We start from the raw sequence: 17,664 nt of genomic DNA on the forward strand, positions 1-17,664 counted from the left end.
GCAGCGGCGCTAGTCCATGTTCGACATCGGCTTCTGGGAAATCCTGATCATCGTCGTGGTGGCGCTCCTGGTCGTGGGACCGGAGCGCCTGCCCGGCCTTGCGCGCGAGATCGGCCGGTTCGTCGGCAAGACGCGGCGCTTTGTCCAGAGCGTGCGCTCGGACGTGGAGCGCGAGTTCCAGACCGAGGAACTGCGCGAGATGGTCAAGAGCCAGGACCGCGAGATCCGCGAGCTCAAGCACATGGTCGAGGACACCGAGACCAGCCTGCGTGAGGATCTGGAGCAGACCGAACGCGAGATCAACCGCGAGCTGCGCGACACCGACGACACCCTGGCGGATGCGGATACGGATGCCGGCGAGTCGGCCGACGGGGACACGCAACCGGCGAAGCCGGCACGTCCCGCGGTTCGCGAACGTCGCACCCCTCCGGAACCGGCCGGTCGCGAAACCGACACCTCCCGCGTCGATTCGGCAGAGGATGCCGGCACGCAGGACGGCGAGGCGGGATCCGCGCCGGAGGAACCGGCCTGGGACGCTGACGGCGGTGACCTCGAGCGGGTACCCGTCAGCCACAACATGGGCCCGGACCTGGCCACCGAAGATCCCGCACTGGCGGCCGAACGCGAACAGCGCAGCACGCGGGAAGATAGGCCCCGGCGGCGCACCGCCGGGCGCCGGCCGCAGCGCCCCGCCGGGCAAGCGCCGGAATCCCCGGAAGAACAGGGCGGCGACGGGCCGCAGGAAACCGACACCGACCACTCACCCCGCACGCCTGACGAACGCCCATGAGCAAGACCAGCCCGGGGGTCGAACCCACGGAAGAGGCCACCGAGACCCTGCTCTCCCACCTGATCGAGCTGCGTGACCGGGTCCTGCGGATGTTCATCGCCGTGCTGGTGGTGTTCCTGATCCTGTTCCCGTTCGCCAACCAGCTCTATACCTTCCTGGCCGATCCGCTGATGGCGCATCTGCCGGAAGGCACCAGCATGATCGCGATCGAGGTGGCCGCGCCGTTTCTGATCCCGTTCAAGCTGACCCTGCTGCTCGCGGTGGCGATCAGCATCCCGTACCTGCTCTATCAGCTGTGGGCGTTCATCGCGCCGGGGCTTTATCAGCACGAGAAGAGCCTGGCCGGGCCGCTGGTCGCGTCATCGACGATCCTGTTCTACCTCGGGATGGCGTTCGCCTATTTCGTGGTCTTTCCGCTGATCTTCGCGTTCTTCACCGCGGCCGCGCCGGAAGGCGTGGACGTGATGACGGACATCTCGCGCTACCTGGATTTCGTCATCCTGCTGTTCATCGCCTTCGGCATTGCCTTCGAGATGCCGGTGGCCACCATCCTCCTGGTGACCATGGGGGCCACCACCACCGAGAAGCTGGCCGCCAAGCGCCCGTACGTGATCGTCGGGGTGTTCCTGGTGGGCATGGTCCTGACCCCGCCGGACATCATTTCGCAGACACTGCTGGCCCTGCCGATGTGGTTGCTGTTCGAGGTCGGCCTGATCCTTGCGCGCATCATGGAGCGGCGCAAGGCCGAACAGAAGGCCGCCCCCGATGACGACCCGGACGGGCCCGATGACCCCGAGGGCGGACCGGGCGGCGGCCCGGGCGCGGGACCGCAGAGCGGACCGGAGTCCGGCCCCGCACCGCGCTCCGGCACCGGCACCACCCGGCCCGAACCCGCGGGCAGGGCCCGGAGCGACACCTCCGGCGAGACGCGTCCGTCCCCCGCGGCCCGTACCGGCTACACCCCGCTGTCCGAGGCGGAGATGGATGCCGAACTCGATCGCATCGAGGCCGAAGACGCGCGACGCGGCAACGCATCCGCGGGCAACCGCACGGATGGGCCGGACGATGCGGCGGACGACACGCCGGACGAATCGGGGGATCGCCCCGAGCGTGATCCCCGCTGATTCGCGAGCGGCCCGGACCTCCCAACCGCGTGCGGAGCTGGTAAAATTCGGCACTCACTGAATATTCGTCCCACCCACGCACCCAGGTACCGATACCGCGATGGCTGATCCGCGCACCACCCCTCGCCGCCCCGTCCTCCTCATCGTCATGGACGGGGTGGGCGTGAACCCCAGCAAGATCAACAACGCCTACGCCGAGGCGGACACCCCCAACCTCGACCGCTATCTGTCGACCCGCACGCACACCACCCTGGATGCCTGCGGCCGGGCGGTCGGCCTGCCGGACGGGCAGATGGGCAACTCCGAGGTCGGCCACCTGACGCTAGGCGCGGGCACGGTCGTCAATCAGGACCTGGTGCGCATCGACGACGCCATCTCCGAAGGCAGCTTCTTCGAGAACGATGCCCTGGTCAGTGCGGCGCGGGCGGCGGCCTCCAAGGATCAGCCGCTGCACCTGATCGGCCTGGTGTCCGACGGCGGCGTGCATTCGCATATCCGGCACCTGGTGGCCCTGATCGGCATCTGCCGCCAGGAAGGCGCCCGGCCGATCGTGCACATGATCACCGACGGCCGGGATACCGCGCCGCGCTCGGCGCTGAACTATCTCGAGACCCTGGAGCCGGAACTGGAACAGGCCGGCGGGTTCATCGCCACGGTCTGCGGACGCTACTACGCCATGGACCGTGACAAGCGCTGGAACCGTACGGAGAAGGCCTTCCGCGCGATGGCCTACGCCGAAGGCGAACCGGTGGGCAGCGCGCGCGAGGCGATCGAGGGTGCGTGGGCCGCGGGCGAGGATGACGAATTCATCAAGCCCCGCATCATCAATGGCGGGGCACCGATGGGCACCGAGGCGGAATGCGTGCTGTTCAACTTCCGCAACGACCGCCCGCGCCAGCTCACCGCTGCCCTGGGCATGGATGATTTCGACGGGTTCGATCGCGGGGATTTCCACCCGGTCTCCGAGACCTGCCTGACCGAATACGACCCGCGCTTTCTGTCGCCGATCGCGTTTCCCCCGGAACGCCCGTCCACCACCCTGGGTTCCACCATCGCCTCCGCCGGGATCCCGCAGTTCCACTGCGCGGAGACCGAGAAATACGCCCACGTCACGTTCTTCTTCAACGGCGGCAAGGAAGAATCCTACGCGGGCGAGAAGCGGGTGATGGTGCCCTCGCCCGCGGTGGACACCTATGACGAGCAGCCGGAGATGAGCGCGCGCGAGGTCGCCGACGAGACCATCAAGGCGATGGAAAGCGGGCGTTACGGCTTCATCCTGGTGAATTTCGCCAATGGTGACATGGTGGGCCACACCGCCCGCCGCGAGGCACTGATCGAGGCGGTCCACACCCTCGACCGCGAGGTCGGGCGGGTGCTGGATGCGGCCGAGGCCCAGGAGTATTCGGTGATCGTCACCGCCGACCACGGCAACTGCGACGAATACGTCGACCCGGTCACCGGGGCACCGCACACCCAGCACACCATCTACCCGGTGATGTGCATGATCCTCGACAGCCAGCGCTGGCGTCTGCGTACCGGCGGCGGACTCGCTGACGTCGCCCCCACGGTGCTGGAACTGATGGGCGTGCCCAAGCCGAGCGCGATGGGCGGACGCAGCCTGCTGCTGGAAGAGGTCCCCGACTCCGCCTGAAGCCGGGCAGCGCCTTCCCTCAGGACGAACAGCTGAGCTGGCTCCCGCTGGCCCAGGCCGGCGGGAGCCCGGCGAGGTCCTCGTCCTCCGGCTGTTCGTCGAACGGCCGGCTCAGCACGCGCTGCAGTCTCTCGACCTCCGACAGGTCACCCTCCTCGGCACGTTCGATGGCAGCCTGCGCCAGGTGGTTGCGCAGGATGTATTTCGGGTTCACCGCCCGCATCGCCGCATGGCGCTCCGCCGTCGGGCGCGTCTCGTGGCTCAGACGGGCACGCCAGCGATCCTCCCAGGCCTCCCAGGCACGCGGGTCTTCCAGCTCCTCGAGGAATCCCTGACGCGTGTCTCCGTCTTCCAGTTCCGGCAACTGACGGAAGAACCGGGTGTAGTCGACGCCTTCGCCCGCCATCCGGGCGAGCAGATCCTGGATCAGGGCCTCGTCCTCGTCACGTTCGAGCTGCAGGCCCAGCTTGGCGCGCATGCGCCGCAACCAGGCCGCGCGGAACTGCTCCTGGTACGCCTCGAGGACGGGCTTCGCCTGCTCCACCGCGGTGTCGATGTCGGGGGCGCGGAACTGCCCCACCAGGGTCTCCGCGAGACGGATCAGGTTCCACTGAGCCACGCCCGGCTGGCGGCCGAAGGCATAACGCCCCCCCTGGTCGGTGTGGTTGCAGATGTAATCGGGGTCGTAGGCGTCCATGAACGCAAACGGGCCGTAGTCGATGGTGAGCCCGGTCAGGCTCATGTTGTCGGTGTTCATCACCCCGTGGCTGAAGCCCACTGCCTGCCAGTCGGCCATCAGCTCGGCGGTGCGGGCGGTCACGGTCTCCAGCATCGCGCGCACCGGGTCCTCGGCCTCGCGGTGCTCGGGGAAGTCATGGTCCAGCGCGTAGTCGATCAGCTGGCGCAGCCGCTCCGGATAGCCGGCATAATGGAAGTATTCGAAATGCCCGAAACGCAGGAAACTGGGGGCCGCGCGCAACACCACCGCGCCACTCTCGATGCGCTCGCGGAACACCCGCAGCGAGGACCCGTAGAGGGCCACCGCCCGCGTGGTGGGGATGCCCAGCGCCGCCATGTGCTCGGAAACCAGGTATTCGCGGATCGACGAGCGCAGCACCGCGCGCCCGTCGGCATGACGCGAGAAAGCCGTCGGCCCGGAGCCCTTGCTCTGCAGTTCCCAGTGCTCGCCGGCGGGCGTGCGCACCTCCCCCAGCAATTTGGCCCGGCCATCGCCCAGCTGCGGCACGTAGACCCCGAACTGGTGACCCGCGTACACGCTGGCGACCTGCGGCGTGCCCGCCACCGGCTCGCCGCGGGTAATCATGCCGAGCCACGGCTCGGCGGCGAGATCCTCGGGCGTCAGACCCAGATGCTCGCGCATCGCCGGGCTGCTGGCGAGCAGCCGGGCCCCGGGGAACGGGGCCGGCTCCGGGCGGTGATGGAAGGCATCCGGCAGCGCGGCGAAACGGTTGATCCATTCCAGCCCGGCGCCCGACGGCGGGGTCTCCGGAGGACGTTCGCGGTTCGGCTCGGCGGCGGACATGAGGCGGCACCTCGGCAGCGGGGACATTGCGGGTTATCATGCGCCACATGTCGAGGGTACGTCCCATGGGCCCACTCGGCCCGGGACTACCGCCCCCCGCAACCGAGGAGAACCGCCGTGTCCCAGGATGATGAAAACCGCAACCCCGAGACCGACAACGAGGATCCGGGTCGCCTGCGTACCCGTGAACGCCTGATGTGGCTGGGCCTGATGGCGTTCTTCGTCGTCATCCTGGCGATCTATATCGCGCGCGCCGAAGGCCTGGAGCACGACGTCACCGAGGCCAACCGCGAGCTGCTGGAGGCCCAGATGCAGCTGGCCGAATACACCCGCGAGGAGGTGCCGCGCCCGGTGGAGATCGGTCTGCGCAACGCCGACATCCAGCAGCTGCAGCGCCTGGGGATGACCAACCCGGAGCGCCGGCTGTCCGAGGATCTGGTCGAGAATCCGCAACTGGTTCCCGAGGTCCTGCGCGACGGTGACACCGCCGAGTTCCGCGAAGACGGGATCTACGTACTCAACGCGCGCTGGGTGCTCGCCCATTTCGAGAGCGGCGACCGCTTCGGCCAGCTGCTACTGGAATACGAGGTGGTGCACGGCAACGTGATGTGGGAGGTGGTCGACGGCTACGTCGAGGACTGATCCCCGGCCGCGGCCAGACGCGCGCGCGCGGCCGCGACCTGGCGCCGGACCTGTTCCGGCGCCGTCCCGCCGGTCACCCGGCGGGCGGCCACCGAACCCTCGGCGGTCAGCACATCGTGGACATCCTCGCCCACCGCGGCACTCAGCTGCTGCAGTTCCTCCAGTGACAACTGTGCCAGGTCCACACCCCGCTCCTGCGCCAGGCGCACCGCACGGCCCACCACCTCGTGGGCGTCGCGGAAGGCCACGCCCCGCTCCACCAGGTAGTCGGCGAGATCGGTGGCGGTGGCAAAACCGCGGGTAGTGGCCGCCAGGGTGTTCGCACGACGCACGGCGAGGTCGGGGACCATGTCGGCGAACGCCCGCAGGGAGCCCAGCAGGGTGTCCACGGTATCGAACAGCGGTTCCTTGTCCTCCTGGTTGTCCTTGTTGTAGGCCAGCGGCTGGCTCTTCATCAGGGTCAGGAGGCTGGTCAGATGGCCATACACCCGGCCGGTCTTGCCGCGCACCAGCTCCGGCACGTCCGGGTTCTTCTTCTGCGGCATGATGGAGGATCCGGTGCAGTAGCGATCCGGCAGCTCGATGAAGTCGAACTGGGCGCTGGTCCACAGCACCAGCTCCTCGGCCTGACGCGACAGATGCATCATCAGGGTCGAGGCCGCCGCGCTGAATTCGATCGCAAAATCGCGATCAGACACCGCATCCAGCGAGTTGCGCGTGACCCCGTCGAATCCGAGCTGTTCCGCCACGTATTCACGGTCCAGGGGGTACGGGGTACCCGCCAGGGCAGCGGCGCCCAGCGGCAGGATGTTCACCCGACGCCGGCAGTCGCGCAGCCGTTCGGCATCGCGCTCGAGCATCTCGTACCACGCCAGCATGTGGTGGCCGAAGGTCACCGGCTGGGCTGTCTGCAGATGGGTGAACCCGGGCATGATGGTGTCGGCCTCGCGCTCGGCCAGATCCACCAGGCCGCTCTGGTAGGAACGAATCAGTTCGAGGATCTCGTCGATCGCGGCGCGCAGCCACAGGCGAATGTCGGTGGCGATCTGGTCGTTGCGCGAGCGGCCGGTGTGCAGCTTCTTGCCGACATCGCCGATGCGCTCGATCAGGCGCGCCTCGATGTTCATGTGGACATCCTCGCGGCCCACCTGCCAGTCGAACTCGCCGGCGGCGATCTCCTCGCGGATGGCGTCCAGCCCGTCGACGATCCGGCGCGCCTCGTCCTCGCTCAGGACCCCCACCCTGGCCAGCATGTGCGCGTGGGCCTGCGAGCCCCGGATGTCCTCGCGGTAGAGGCGGCGGTCGAAGTCCACCGAGGCGGTAAATCGCTCCACGAAGGCATCGGTGGGCTCGGAGAAGCGGCCACCCCAGAGCTTGGCTTCGGCGGCCGGCTTGTCCTGCGGGGAATCCTGCGTCATGGTGCACTCTGAACGGGGTTTGAACGACAGGGAAGTATACAGGGAGAGCGACTGCCATGCGCCCGGAACCGGGTTCGTCCAGCGGGAACACGCCGGCGCTCGAGGCCCGCGCGGAACGCGTCTCGCCGCTGCCGGATTTCTGTGGCGCGGAGACCCTGCTGCGGGTGCTCATGCTGGCGGTGCTGCTGGCGCTGGCGATCACCCTGCTGCGACCGGGGACCGGCGACTGGGCGGGCACCCTGGCGCTGTATGCCCTGTTCATCTTCTGGGTCGCGCTCACCAGTCTGCTGATCCTGTGTCTGCTGCAGCGTCTGCTGCGCCGTGGCCCGCTGACCCTGCAGATCGTCCTGCCGCCGCTGGTCCCCATCGTCAATACCGCGCTGGTGCAGCGCGCCGCCGAGTCGGTGCAGCTGGCAGATCCCGAGCTGCGTCTGCCGGTGCTGGGCATCGCGGTGATCCTGAGCCTGGTCGCGATGCACTACCTGTATCTGCAGGCGGCCTGGCAGCGCGAGACCCGGGCCGTGGCGCAGGCGCGGGAGCAGGCCATGCGGGCACGCCTGCGGCCGCATTTCCTCTACAACAGCATGAACACGATCGCCGGGCTGTGCCGGACGGATCCCTCGCGCGCGGAGCAGGTGACCCTGGACCTCGCGGATCTGTTTCGTGCCGCGTTCAATGGCGCCGACCGCCATTCACTGCGCGAGGAGCTGGCCGTGGTCGAGGGGTATCTGCGGGTGGAGCAGACACGCCTGGGCGAACGGTTCCGGATCGACCGGGAGTGGCCCGAGCAGGACCCGGCGCTGGAACAGCAGATCCCGTCCCTGGTTCTGCTGCCGCTGGTGGAGAACGCGATCCAGCACGGGATCGCTCCGGCCCGCGGACAGGGCCATCTGGGAATCCGGATCCAGCCGGAACGGGATACGCTGACCGTCGAGATCCGCAACAGCCTGCCGGAGGTGGCTGCTCCGGCCGGGACCGGAACCGCCAGCGACGCGGTCCGGCTGCGCCTGCGCCACGCCTTCGGCGATCGCGCATCGCTTCAGGCGCAACGCGACGAAGACGAATTCCGGGTCCGGCTGCAGATACCCCGCACGCCGCAGGATCGACGAGGGAGACGCTGATCCATGGAACTGCTGATTGCGGATGACGAACCGGTCGCGCGCGAGCGGCTGCGTAACCTGGTGACCGAACTGGGCCACCGGGTGGTGGCGGAAGCCGCGGACGCCGGCCAGGTACGCACGGCTCTGCAGACCCACCGGCCGGGAGCGCTGCTGCTGGACATCGAGATGCCCGGCGAGCGCGGGATCGAGCTGGCGGGCGAACTCGCGCGGAGCCATCCCGAATTGGTCGTGATCCTGGTCACCGCACACGAGGCTTTCGGCCTGCAGGCCTTCGAAGCGGGGGTGCGCGACTACGTGCTCAAGCCCGTACGCCGGGAGCGACTGGAGCAGGCTCTGGAACGGGCCCGGCATGCAACGGACGGATCCGCGCAGCCGGACGAGCCGCCGGCCATACGCCTGCGCATCGGCCGGCGCGAAGAGTCGGTGCAGCTGGATGCGATCGACTGTTTCGTCACCGAGGATGGCTGCGTAGTCGCACGCGGGCGGGACCTCGAGGGCTTCGTCGAGGCTCGGCTGCAGGATCTGGAGCAGGCCCTGGGGGACGAGGTGCTGCGCGTGCACCGCGGGGCCCTGGCGGTGGCCCGGAATGTGGCGGGCCTGGAGACCCGCAACGCCGGCGACCATCGTCTGCGGTTTCGTGACGGGCGCGATCCGGTACCGGTGAGCCGGCGGCAGCTGGCCCGAGTGCGCGAGTTTCTGCGGCGGCACACCCGGGTGTGATCCGGGCGGGCCTGATCCGCGCGGGTCCGGTCCGGCGGGACGTGGCGCGGGTCAGCTGCCCTCGCGTGCGGCGTTGATGCGCATGCGCACCTGACTGCGGTAGAGCTCCTCGTTGGGAATGCCCACCAGCGGGCGCCCGACCGGATTGCCCTCGGCGTCGAACGCCACCAGGGTGGGGGTCACGCGGGCCCCGTACCGGTTCCCCAGCTCGGAGCCACGCATGGTATCGCCATCGAAATCACGGACTTCTTCGCCGTTCATCTCCACCATGAGGATATTGACGTCGGAATGGGCCTCGTCACGGCTCATCGGGCCCAGATGGGCCTCCTTCGCGAGCTCGCAGTAGGGGCAATTCTCGGCGGTGAACATCACCACGGTGGGCTTGCGCTCGCCGTTGTCCTTGAGCGCCTGCAGGTCGGTCACCCGTTCCAGCTCCGCCTGAGCCGGGCCGGCGAACAGCATGGCCGCGGCCAGGCCGAAGGCCGCGAGAATCCGGTTGCGTGTCATCATGAACTTGTCCATCGGTTTTTCGGCTGCGGGTTGCGAGCCGTTATACTACGTCGTTTTTATGGACCCGGGACAAACCACCGGGTTCCCCGAACGGGACACTGCATGAAACCGCTACGCATCGCCACCCGCAAGAGTCCGCTGGCCATGTGGCAGGCCGAACACGTCGCCGAGCGTCTGCGCGCGGCACACCCCGACCGGCCGGTCGAACTGGTGGGCATGACCACTCAGGGCGACCGCGTGCTCGACTCGCCTTTGGCGAAAATCGGCGGCAAGGGCCTGTTCGTGAAGGAGCTGGAGAACGCGCTGCTGGAAGATCGCGCGGATATCGCGGTGCATTCGGTCAAGGATGTCCCGATGGAGCTTCCGGAAGGCCTGGCCCTGCCCGTCATCCTCGATCGCGAGGATCCGCTGGATGCGTTCGTGTCGAATCACTACGGGCACGTGGACGAGCTTCCGCAGGGCGCGCGGGTCGGCTCCTCCAGCCTGCGTCGCCAGTGCCAGCTGCGTGCCCGCCGGCCCGATCTGGAGGTCCATGACCTGCGCGGCAACGTGAACACGCGGCTGGGCAAGCTGGATGCCGGCGAATACGACGCGATCCTGCTGGCCGCGGCGGGACTCAAGCGCCTCGGCTTCGATGCGCGCATTCGCAACTGCCTGGAACCCGAGGTCAGCCTGCCCGCCGTCGGTCAGGGGGCCATCGCAATCGAATGCCGCGACGGGGACAACGAGGTGGAAGCACGGATCGCCAGCCTGAATGATCCGGATACCAGCGATCGCGTACGCGCGGAACGCGCGTTCAACCGCCGGCTCGAGGGGGGTTGTCAGGTACCGCTGGCCGCCCATGCGATCCTCGAGTCCGACGGTGGCCTGTGGCTGCGCGGGCTGGTGGGCGCGGTCGATGGCAGCCAGCTGCTGCAGCGCGAGGTACGCGGGCCCCGTGCCGAGGCCGAGGCACTGGGCATCCTCCTGGCGGACGAGCTGCTGGAACTGGGCGCCGGGGAACTCCTGCGCGCCGCAATGAACGATCACTGAGGACCGCATCATGGCCGAAGCCGAAACCGCCGCCCAGAGCCGGGCCCCGACCCTCGCCGACCGGGGCATTCTGGTGACCCGGCCCGCCGCTCAGGCGGAACCTTTCTGTGAGGCGCTGGAGAGTGAAGGGGCCCGGGTGATCCGCTTCCCGGTGCTGGAGATCCTCGCACCCAGCGATCCCACCAATCTGCGCGCGGTGCTGGACGAGCTGGATCAGTTCGATATTGCGGTGTTCATCAGCCCCAACGCCGTTCAGCGCGTGATGAACCTGGCGCTGGCGGATCGTGAGTGGCCCGCCGGGACCGCCATCGCCGCGATCGGCAACCGGACGGCCCAGGAATTGCGCAGTTTCGGCCACGCGCCCGACATCGCCCCGCCCCGCCGCTTTGACAGCGAGGCGCTGCTGGCGGAGCCGGCGATGCAGGAGGTGGGAGGCAAGCGGGTGGTGATCTTCCGCGGGGACGGCGGGCGCGAGCTGCTGGGAGATACTCTGCGCGAACGCGGCGCCACGGTGACCTTCGCCGAGGCCTACCGGCGCGGCCGCCCGGAGGGGGACACCGGGGATCTGATGTATGCGTTCTCGCGCGGGCAGATCCACATCATCACCATTACCTCGGGCGAGGGCCTGCGCAATCTCTACGAGATGGTCGGCAAGCTGGGACGCATGTGGCTGCGCAAGACCCCGCTGGTGGTCGGCAGCGAGCGCATCGCCGAAATCGCGCAGGAGCTCGGCTTCAAGGCCGCGGTGGAGACGGCCGAAGATCCCACCGACGCGTCCATGCTGGCGGCCGCACGCCGTCTCGCGGCGCGCCTGGACGGCAGCGACGGCTGAGACAGGGTCGGTCCCGCTCCCACGAAACCGGCAGGAGACTGCTCGCAGGCGAACAGGGGCACGTGCCCCGGTCAGGATCCGCCCGCCGGCTCGAAACTGTCGTAGTAGAGCTGCTCGGGGGGGAGACCCGCCGCACGGAAAGCCTCGCGGGCCGCATGCACCATGGGTGGCGGCCCCGCCATGTAGACATCGAAGCCGGACAGATCCGGATATTCGGCCAGCACCGCCTCGTGGGGCAGTCCCGCCCGCGCGGCGAAGCCCGCCGCCTCGTCCTGCGGATGATCGGACAGAACCGGGGTAAAACGGAAGTGCTCCGGTTCCGCAGCCGCCATGGCCTGCAGCCACTCGGGAGCATAGATTCCCGCCGCCTCCCGCGCGCCCCAGAACACGTGGTGCCGCCGGTCCAGCCCCTCGTTCGCCAGGTGGTCCAGCATCCCCTTCAGCGGACCGAAGCCGGTCCCCCCGCCCACGAACAGGCGCGGGCGCGGGGATTCCTCGTCCGCGAAGAACTGCCCCAGCGGACCTTCGATACGCAGCAGGGCCTTGGGCTGCATCTCTTCGAACACATGGGCCGAGAAGCGTCCGCCCTCGACGTATTTCACGTGCAGGATCAGCTGTTCGTCGTCGTGCGGAGCGTTGGCCAGGGAATAGCTGCGGCGTTCACCCCCCTTCAGCAACACGTCGAGGTACTGCCCGGCGAGGAACTGCAGGCGTTCCCGCGCGGGGAGCTGGATACGCAGTTCCATCACGTCATCGGCCAGGCGGTTGAGGGCCGCCACGCGGCACGGCAGCGTCTTGACCTCGATGTCACGGGCCGCGCCGATCTCGCGCACCTCGATCTCCAGATCATCCACCGGGACCGCCTGGCAGAAGAGCGCCAGGCCGTCGGCCAGCTCGGCCTCGGTAATGCCCGGTGGCAGTTTGGGACCATGATCCACCTCGCCCGACAGCACCCGACCCTTGCAGGAACCACAGGCACCGTTGCGGCACCCGTAAGGGAACGCGTATCCCTGACGCAGGCCGGCCTCGAGGACGGTCTCGTCGTCCTCGACTTCGAACTGGTGGCCGCTGGGCTGGATGGTGACGTCAAAGGCCATTGGGGAATGCTCCATGCAGGAAAGGCGTTCATTGTGGTCAGAGAACCGGGGAACGCAAGCAACCGCAAGGATTCCGCAACGACCGCCCGGATTCGCCGCGCCCCCCCCGATTCGGGGGGTGCATGAAGGGTGGGTTCTGGGGCAGACTTCGCGAGACCACAATGGGCAAAGGGGAGAAAGCCATGCAAAAGAAGCAATACCTCAGCGTGCTGGCCGCAACGGGCCTGCTGGCACTGAGTGGCTGTGCCGCGAACGAGACCCGGGATTCGGGCGGGGAGGCGCAGGCGGCGCCGGCGGTCAGTGATCCGGCGGTCACCATCGTGATGCCCGAGCGCTTCGCCTACAGCGATGATGCGGTGGTGACGCAGGCCATCCGCAATGAATGCGAGCTGGAAGAACGCTTTCCGGAGTTCGTGCAGGAGTTCGGTGCACGGCATGACATTCGCTTCGAGGAGCGCGGTGACGCGAGCCCGGCGGACGGCGGCCAGGTCCTGATGGTGGAGATCACCCAGGCGCGCAACGACGGGAATGCCTGGTCCGGACACCGTGCCTTCAGCGAAGCCGAAGGGACCCTGTACGAGGACGGTGAAGCGGTCGCGGACTTCACTTCTCGTCGCATCTCCGGTGGCGGCGCCTTCGGCGGATTCAAGGGTACCTGTTCGGTGATGGGACGCACGATCCGCGCGATGGGCTCGGATATCGCCGCATGGTCGCGGGTGCCGGAAGACGGCGCGCATCTGGGTAACTGAGCCCCGAACCCACGGAGCGGGCCCGGATGTCCCCGGGCTCGCCCCCTCCTGCAGTCCGGTAACCGGGTCGCGGGTTCAGAGCCCCAGTTCGTCCCAGATGGCGTCCACCCATTCCTTCACGGCCGGATCCATGCTGATGGGTCGGCCCCATTCGCGGTCGGTCTCGCCGGGCCATTTGGATGTCGCATCCATCCCCATCTTGGATCCCAGACCGGATACCGGCGAGGCAAAATCCAGATAATCGATAGGTGTATTCTCGACCAGCGTGGTATCGCGCACCGGATCCATGCGGGTGGTGATCGCCCAGATCACGTCCTTCCAGTCGCGGGTGTTCACGTCTTCGTCGACCACGATGACGAACTTGGTGTACATGAACTGCCGCAGGAAACTCCAGACCCCCATCATCACGCGCTTGGCGTGGCCGGGGTACTGCTTGCGCATGGAGACCACCGCGAGGCGGTAGGAACAGCCTTCGGGGGGAAGGTAGAAGTCCACGATCTCCGGAAACTGCTTCTGCAGGATCGGGACAAAGACCTCGTTGAGCGCGACCCCGAGGATGGCCGGCTCGTCGGGCGGGCGGCCGGTGTAGGTCGAGTGATAGATCGGCCGTTCGCGGTGGGTAATCCGGTCGATGGTGAAGACCGGGAATTCGTCGACCTCGTTGTAGTATCCGGTGTGATCGCCGAAGGGGCCTTCCGGCGCGGTATCGCCCGGATGGATATGGCCCTCGAGGACGAATTCTGCGGAAGCCGGGACCTGCAGGTCGGAACCGATGCAGGTGGCCAGTTCGGTCCGGCGCCCGCGCAGCAGGCCGGCGAAGGCATACTCCGACAGGGTATCCGGTACCGGGGTGACCGCCCCCAGGATCGTCGCCGGATCCGCACCCAGGGTCACGGCCACCGGGAACGGCTCGCCCGGGTGAGCCCGGCACCATTCCTGGTAATCCAGAGCGCCACCCCGGTGTGACAGCCAGCGCATGATCACGCGATTGCGTCCGATCACCTGCTGGCGATAGATGCCCAGGTTCTGTCGGGTCTTCTCCGGGCCGCGGGTCACGACCAGGCCCCAGGTGATCAGGGGCCCGGCATCGCCCGGCCAGCAGGTCTGCACCGGCAGTCGGTTCAGGTCGACGTCATCACCCTCGAGCACGTGTCGCTGGCAGTCCGGACTGCGCACCTTCTTCGGCGCCATGTCGAGGACCTTGCGGAACACCGGGAGCTGCTCCCAGGCCGCCTTCAGACCCTTGGGCGGATCGGGCTGCTTGAGAAAGGCGAGCAGGCGGCCGACCTCGCGCAATGCCTCCACCGAATCCTCGCCCATGCCCAGGGCCACGCGTTCCGGCGTGCCGAACAGATTGGCCAGCACCGGGATGTCGGAACCGGTCGGGTTCTCGAACAGCAGGGCGGGGCCGCCGGCACGCAGCACGCGGTCGCTGATCTCGGTCATCTCCAGGTCGGGGCTGACCTCGCGCTGGATGCGGCGGAGCTCTCCCCGCTGTTCCAGGCCGTCGATGAAATCGCGCAGATCCTTGTACTGCATGGGTCCTCCCCGTGATGGGTGGTGGTACCGCGGGCGGCGGGTCAGTCGTCGTTAAATTCCGCCCACACCGGCGCGTGGTCGGAGGGGCGTTCCCAGGCGCGGGGCTCACGATCGATACCGGCCCCCGCCAGCCGCCTGCCGAGCTCCGCCGACGCGAGGATCAGATCGATCCGCAACCCGCGATTGCGGCGGTAGGACGCGGCACGGTAGTCGAACCAGGAGAATTCACCTTCGGGCTGATCAAACGCGCGGAACGTATCCTCCAGCCCCAGGGCCTGCAGGGACTGCAACGCTTCGCGTTCGGGTGCCGAACACAGGACCTTGCCCTCCCAGGCCTCCGGGTCGTGGACGTCGCGGTCGTCCGGCGCGATATTGAAATCGCCGAGCACCACGAGCCGGTCGTGGTGCCGGGCCTCTTCTTCCAGCCAGCTGCGGACCCGCGACAGCCAGTCGAGCTTGTAGGCGTATTTTTCCGAATCCACGGCCTCGCCATTGACCACGTACAGGTTCACCACGCGCACGCCGGCGATGGTCGCGGCGAGGATGCGGCGCTGGGCGTCCTCGAGCCCGGGCGGATCGGTCACCACGTCGGTGGCCTCGGTGCGCGACAGGATGGCGACGCCGTTATAGGTCTTCTGGCCGGAATGGACCACCTGATAGCCGGCCTCGTGGATGGCGGCCACGGGGAAGGCTTCGTCGGTCAGTTTGGTCTCCTGCAGGGCGAGGATGTCGGTGTGCGACGTCCCCAGCCATGACAGGACCTGGGGCAGACGCACCTTCAGGGAATTGACGTTCCAGCTGGCGATCTTCACGCGGCCTTCTCCTCCAGTCCACTGTGGCGCAGCAGCGCATCGATCTGCGGGTCGCGGCCGCGGAACGCGCGGAAGGAATCCGCGGCAGGACGGGAGGCCCCGGCCTCGAGGATCTCGTGCAGGTAATCGGCGCCGGCTTCGCGCGAGAACAGGCCCTCCTCCTCGAACCGGGCGAAGGCGTCCGCCGAGAGCACCTCGGCCCACTTGTAGGAGTAGTAACCCGCGGCGTAGCCCCCCGCGAAGATATGCGCGAAACCGTGCTGAAAACGGTTATAGGACGGCGGAGTGAAGACCGCGACCTCCTGGCGCACCGCATCCAGCAGATCCTGGATCTCGGCGGGGTCCGTCGGGGCCGGACGGTCGTGCAGGCGCATGTCGAACAGGGAGAACTCCACCTGGCGCAACAGCTGCAGGGCAGCATGAAAATGACGCGTCCCCTGCAGGCGTTCGTACAGGTCCTCGGGCATCGGCTCGCCGGTCTCGTGATGCCGGGCGAAGAGGTCCAGCGGTTCTCGCTCCCAGCACCAGTTTTCCATGAACTGGCTGGGCAGCTCGACCGCATCCCATTCCACCCCGTTGATGCCGGCGATCTCGGGCTCGTCGACCCGGGTCAGCATGTGGTGCAGACCGTGGCCGAATTCGTGGAAAAGCGTGATCACCTCGTCGTGGGTGAACAGCGCGGGCTGGTCATCCACCGGCGGCGTGGAATTGCAGGTCATGTAGGCCACGGGCAGTTGCAACCCGTCGGCCCGCGCATAGCGCTGGCGGCAGACATCCATCCAGGCGCCTCCGCGCTTGTTGCGGCGAGCGTAGAGGTCCAGGTAGAAGCCGGCCCGCTCATCGCCCTCGGGGCCGAAGATGCGGTAGAAGGTCACGTCGTCGTGCCAGGTCTCGATCTCCGGATCGGCCTCGAAGCGGACCCCGAACAGGCGTTCGACCAGACGGAACAGACCGTCCACGGCCCGGGTGGCGGGGAAATACGGTTTCAGCATCTCCTGCGACAGTCCGAGCCGGCGCTCGCGCATCTTCTCCGCGGCCCAGGCCACATCCCAGGACTCGAGTTGCTCGAGGCCGAGTTCCTCGCGGGCAAAGCGCTCCAGCTCGGCACGGTCGCGTTCGGCCTGCGGACGGGCGCGGCGGGCGAGATCGGCGAGAAACTGCTCCACCTGCTCCGGGGTCTCGGCCATCTTGGTCGCCAGCGAACGATGGGCGTAACGGGGAAAACCGGTGAGTTCGGCCTTTTCCTGGCGCAGCTGCAGGATTTCGACCATGTTGGCGGAGTTGTCGTAGGCAACGTCGTGCGGGCCGGTCTCCGAGGCTCGGGTGACGAAGGCGTGATACACGCGTTCGCGCAGCGCGCGATCGTCGGCGTGAGTGAGGACGGCGTGCACGCTGGGGAAGTCGAGGGTGGCGGCCCAGGGTGCGTCCAGTTCGTGGTCACGGGCGTTCCGGGCCAGCAGGGCGCGGTCGGAATCGGACAGGCCGGCGAGTTCGCCCTCCTCGTGTAGCGGATGGGCCCAGGCCTGAGTGGCGTCCAGCACATTCTCTTCGAAGCTGGCGGTCAGCTCGGAGAGCCGCCCGTCGATTGCTCGCAGACGGTCGCGCGCCTCCGCGGGCAGATCGACACCGCTCAGATGAAAGTCACGCAGGGCATCGTCGATGACCTTGCGCCGCTGCGGCGAAAGGCGCGGGTATTCATCTCCATCGGCCAGCGCGCGGAAGGCCTGGTACAGGCCCTGGTGCTGCGACAGCCAGGAACCGTAATCCGACAGCCTGGGCAGGCAGGCATTGTAGGCCTCGCGCAGGGCCGGCGAATTCATCACCGAATTCAGATGGCTGACCGGTGACCACGCGGTCTCCAGGCGGTTTTCCAGGTCCTGGAGAGGAGCGACCAGATTGTCCCAGGTGGGGCGATCACCGGCGCGGGCGACGAGTTCATCGATCTCGCGGCGATTGTCGGCGAGCAACTGATCAATGGCCGGGATCACATGATCCGGCTCGATGGACCGGAACGCGGGCAGGGAATCCACGTTCAGCAACGGATTGGACACGACGGCTCCCGGGGTCGATGTTTGGGAACGGGA

16 protein-coding genes are annotated in these 17,664 nt (G+C 67.9%); 9 read left to right on the top strand and 7 right to left on the bottom strand.

Going from position 1 to position 17,664, the window contains the following annotated elements; genetic code table 11:
* The first annotated feature begins 16 nt into the window (after positions 1–16).
* From tatB to gpmI, 3 genes are all read left to right on the top strand, one after another.
* A complete protein-coding gene (gene tatB, locus C998_RS0100455) occupies positions 17–790 on the top strand; it encodes a Sec-independent protein translocase protein TatB (RefSeq protein WP_018868869.1) in 774 nt (257 codons plus the stop codon).
* Positions 787–1,914 (top strand): twin-arginine translocase subunit TatC, encoded by a 1,128-nt coding sequence (gene tatC / locus C998_RS0100460; protein WP_018868870.1) that lies wholly within the window; start codon positions 787–789, stop codon positions 1,912–1,914. Before tatB ends, tatC begins: the two co-directional genes overlap by 4 nt.
* 100 nt (positions 1,915–2,014) lie before the next feature.
* Positions 2,015–3,565 (top strand): 2,3-bisphosphoglycerate-independent phosphoglycerate mutase, encoded by a 1,551-nt coding sequence (gpmI, locus tag C998_RS0100465; protein ID WP_018868871.1) that lies wholly within the window; start codon positions 2,015–2,017, stop codon positions 3,563–3,565.
* A 19-nt stretch (positions 3,566–3,584) separates the two neighbouring features.
* On the opposite strand, the gene C998_RS0100470 is transcribed toward gpmI, so the two are convergent.
* Complete coding sequence (locus C998_RS0100470) at positions 3,585–5,108, bottom strand: YdiU family protein (RefSeq protein WP_018868872.1); 1,524 nt, start codon at positions 5,106–5,108, stop codon at positions 3,585–3,587.
* A 117-nt stretch (positions 5,109–5,225) separates the two neighbouring features.
* Here C998_RS0100470 and C998_RS0100475 point away from each other — a divergent pair, with 117 nt between their 5' ends.
* Positions 5,226–5,750 (top strand): hypothetical protein, encoded by a 525-nt coding sequence (locus tag C998_RS0100475; protein WP_018868873.1) that lies wholly within the window; start codon positions 5,226–5,228, stop codon positions 5,748–5,750.
* Here C998_RS0100475 and argH read toward each other — a convergent pair.
* The gene (gene argH, locus C998_RS0100480; RefSeq protein WP_018868874.1) at positions 5,735–7,168 is read right to left on the bottom strand and encodes an argininosuccinate lyase; all 1,434 of its coding nucleotides are present in this window, start codon (positions 7,166–7,168) and stop codon (positions 5,735–5,737) included. The genes C998_RS0100475 and argH overlap by 16 nt on opposite strands.
* A gap of 56 nt (positions 7,169–7,224) precedes the next feature.
* On the opposite strand from argH, the gene C998_RS0100485 reads away from it, so the two are divergent.
* Together C998_RS0100485 and C998_RS0100490 are read left to right on the top strand one after the other, a co-directional pair.
* Positions 7,225–8,289: a sensor histidine kinase gene (locus tag C998_RS0100485; protein ID WP_018868875.1), complete on the top strand. Its 1,065-nt coding sequence runs from the start codon at positions 7,225–7,227 to the stop codon at positions 8,287–8,289.
* A gap of 3 nt (positions 8,290–8,292) precedes the next feature.
* A complete protein-coding gene (locus C998_RS0100490; RefSeq protein WP_018868876.1) occupies positions 8,293–9,009 on the top strand; it encodes a LytTR family DNA-binding domain-containing protein in 717 nt (238 codons plus the stop codon).
* 51 nt (positions 9,010–9,060) lie between these two features.
* Here the strand turns inward: C998_RS0100490 and C998_RS0100495 are convergent, their stop codons facing one another.
* Positions 9,061–9,531, bottom strand: a complete 471-nt coding sequence (locus tag C998_RS0100495) for a thioredoxin fold domain-containing protein (protein ID WP_018868877.1) — start codon at positions 9,529–9,531, stop codon at positions 9,061–9,063.
* A gap of 90 nt (positions 9,532–9,621) precedes the next feature.
* Here C998_RS0100495 and hemC point away from each other — a divergent pair, with 90 nt between their 5' ends.
* Both hemC and C998_RS0100505 read left to right on the top strand, forming a co-directional pair.
* Entirely contained in the window at positions 9,622–10,551 is a 930-nt protein-coding gene (gene hemC, locus C998_RS0100500) for a hydroxymethylbilane synthase (RefSeq protein WP_018868878.1), read from the top strand.
* Between the two features lie 10 nt (positions 10,552–10,561).
* Positions 10,562–11,383: a uroporphyrinogen-III synthase gene (locus C998_RS0100505; protein WP_018868879.1), complete on the top strand. Its 822-nt coding sequence runs from the start codon at positions 10,562–10,564 to the stop codon at positions 11,381–11,383.
* Between the two features lie 71 nt (positions 11,384–11,454).
* On the opposite strand, the gene C998_RS0100510 is transcribed toward C998_RS0100505, so the two are convergent.
* Positions 11,455–12,480 carry a CDP-6-deoxy-delta-3,4-glucoseen reductase gene (locus tag C998_RS0100510; protein ID WP_018868880.1) on the bottom strand — a complete coding sequence of 342 codons (1,026 nt, stop codon included), beginning with the start codon at positions 12,478–12,480 and terminating at the stop codon, positions 11,455–11,457.
* A 182-nt stretch (positions 12,481–12,662) separates the two neighbouring features.
* Here C998_RS0100510 and C998_RS0100515 point away from each other — a divergent pair, with 182 nt between their 5' ends.
* Positions 12,663–13,229, top strand: a complete 567-nt coding sequence (locus C998_RS0100515; protein ID WP_018868881.1) for a hypothetical protein — start codon at positions 12,663–12,665, stop codon at positions 13,227–13,229.
* Positions 13,230–13,304: 75 nt separating this feature from the next.
* On the opposite strand, the gene ubiD is transcribed toward C998_RS0100515, so the two are convergent.
* The 3 genes from ubiD to C998_RS0100530 are packed head-to-tail and all read right to left on the bottom strand — an operon-like array spanning position 13,305 to position 17,631.
* Positions 13,305–14,768: a 4-hydroxy-3-polyprenylbenzoate decarboxylase gene (gene ubiD / locus C998_RS0100520; RefSeq protein WP_018868882.1), complete on the bottom strand. Its 1,464-nt coding sequence runs from the start codon at positions 14,766–14,768 to the stop codon at positions 13,305–13,307.
* 41 nt (positions 14,769–14,809) lie between these two features.
* The gene (gene xth / locus C998_RS0100525) at positions 14,810–15,580 is read right to left on the bottom strand and encodes an exodeoxyribonuclease III (protein WP_018868883.1); all 771 of its coding nucleotides are present in this window, start codon (positions 15,578–15,580) and stop codon (positions 14,810–14,812) included.
* Positions 15,577–17,631, bottom strand: a complete 2,055-nt coding sequence (locus C998_RS0100530) for a M3 family metallopeptidase (RefSeq protein WP_018868884.1) — start codon at positions 17,629–17,631, stop codon at positions 15,577–15,579. The genes xth and C998_RS0100530 overlap by 4 nt, the downstream gene beginning before the upstream one ends.
* Positions 17,632–17,664 lie beyond the last annotated feature (33 nt).

It is taken from the genome of Thioalkalivibrio sp. ALgr3 (assembly GCF_000377325.1).
In the GTDB taxonomy this organism is placed as follows: Bacteria; Pseudomonadota; Gammaproteobacteria; order Ectothiorhodospirales; family Ectothiorhodospiraceae; genus Thioalkalivibrio.

Coding starts and splice junctions, on each gene's coding strand:
- C998_RS0100485 (WP_018868875.1), top strand. CDS start 7,225: ATGCGCCCGGAACCGGGTTCGTCCAGCGGGAACACGCCGGCGCTCGAG.
- gpmI (WP_018868871.1), top strand. CDS start 2,015: ATGGCTGATCCGCGCACCACCCCTCGCCGCCCCGTCCTCCTCATCGTC.
- tatB (WP_018868869.1), top strand. CDS start 17: ATGTTCGACATCGGCTTCTGGGAAATCCTGATCATCGTCGTGGTGGCG.
- C998_RS0100495 (WP_018868877.1), bottom strand. CDS start 9,531: ATGGACAAGTTCATGATGACACGCAACCGGATTCTCGCGGCCTTCGGC.
- C998_RS0100490 (WP_018868876.1), top strand. CDS start 8,293: ATGGAACTGCTGATTGCGGATGACGAACCGGTCGCGCGCGAGCGGCTG.
- C998_RS0100470 (WP_018868872.1), bottom strand. CDS start 5,108: ATGTCCGCCGCCGAGCCGAACCGCGAACGTCCTCCGGAGACCCCGCCG.
- C998_RS0100515 (WP_018868881.1), top strand. CDS start 12,663: ATGCAAAAGAAGCAATACCTCAGCGTGCTGGCCGCAACGGGCCTGCTG.
- ubiD (WP_018868882.1), bottom strand. CDS start 14,768: ATGCAGTACAAGGATCTGCGCGATTTCATCGACGGCCTGGAACAGCGG.
- tatC (WP_018868870.1), top strand. CDS start 787: ATGAGCAAGACCAGCCCGGGGGTCGAACCCACGGAAGAGGCCACCGAG.
- C998_RS0100510 (WP_018868880.1), bottom strand. CDS start 12,480: ATGGCCTTTGACGTCACCATCCAGCCCAGCGGCCACCAGTTCGAAGTC.
- hemC (WP_018868878.1), top strand. CDS start 9,622: ATGAAACCGCTACGCATCGCCACCCGCAAGAGTCCGCTGGCCATGTGG.
- argH (WP_018868874.1), bottom strand. CDS start 7,168: ATGACGCAGGATTCCCCGCAGGACAAGCCGGCCGCCGAAGCCAAGCTC.
- C998_RS0100505 (WP_018868879.1), top strand. CDS start 10,562: ATGGCCGAAGCCGAAACCGCCGCCCAGAGCCGGGCCCCGACCCTCGCC.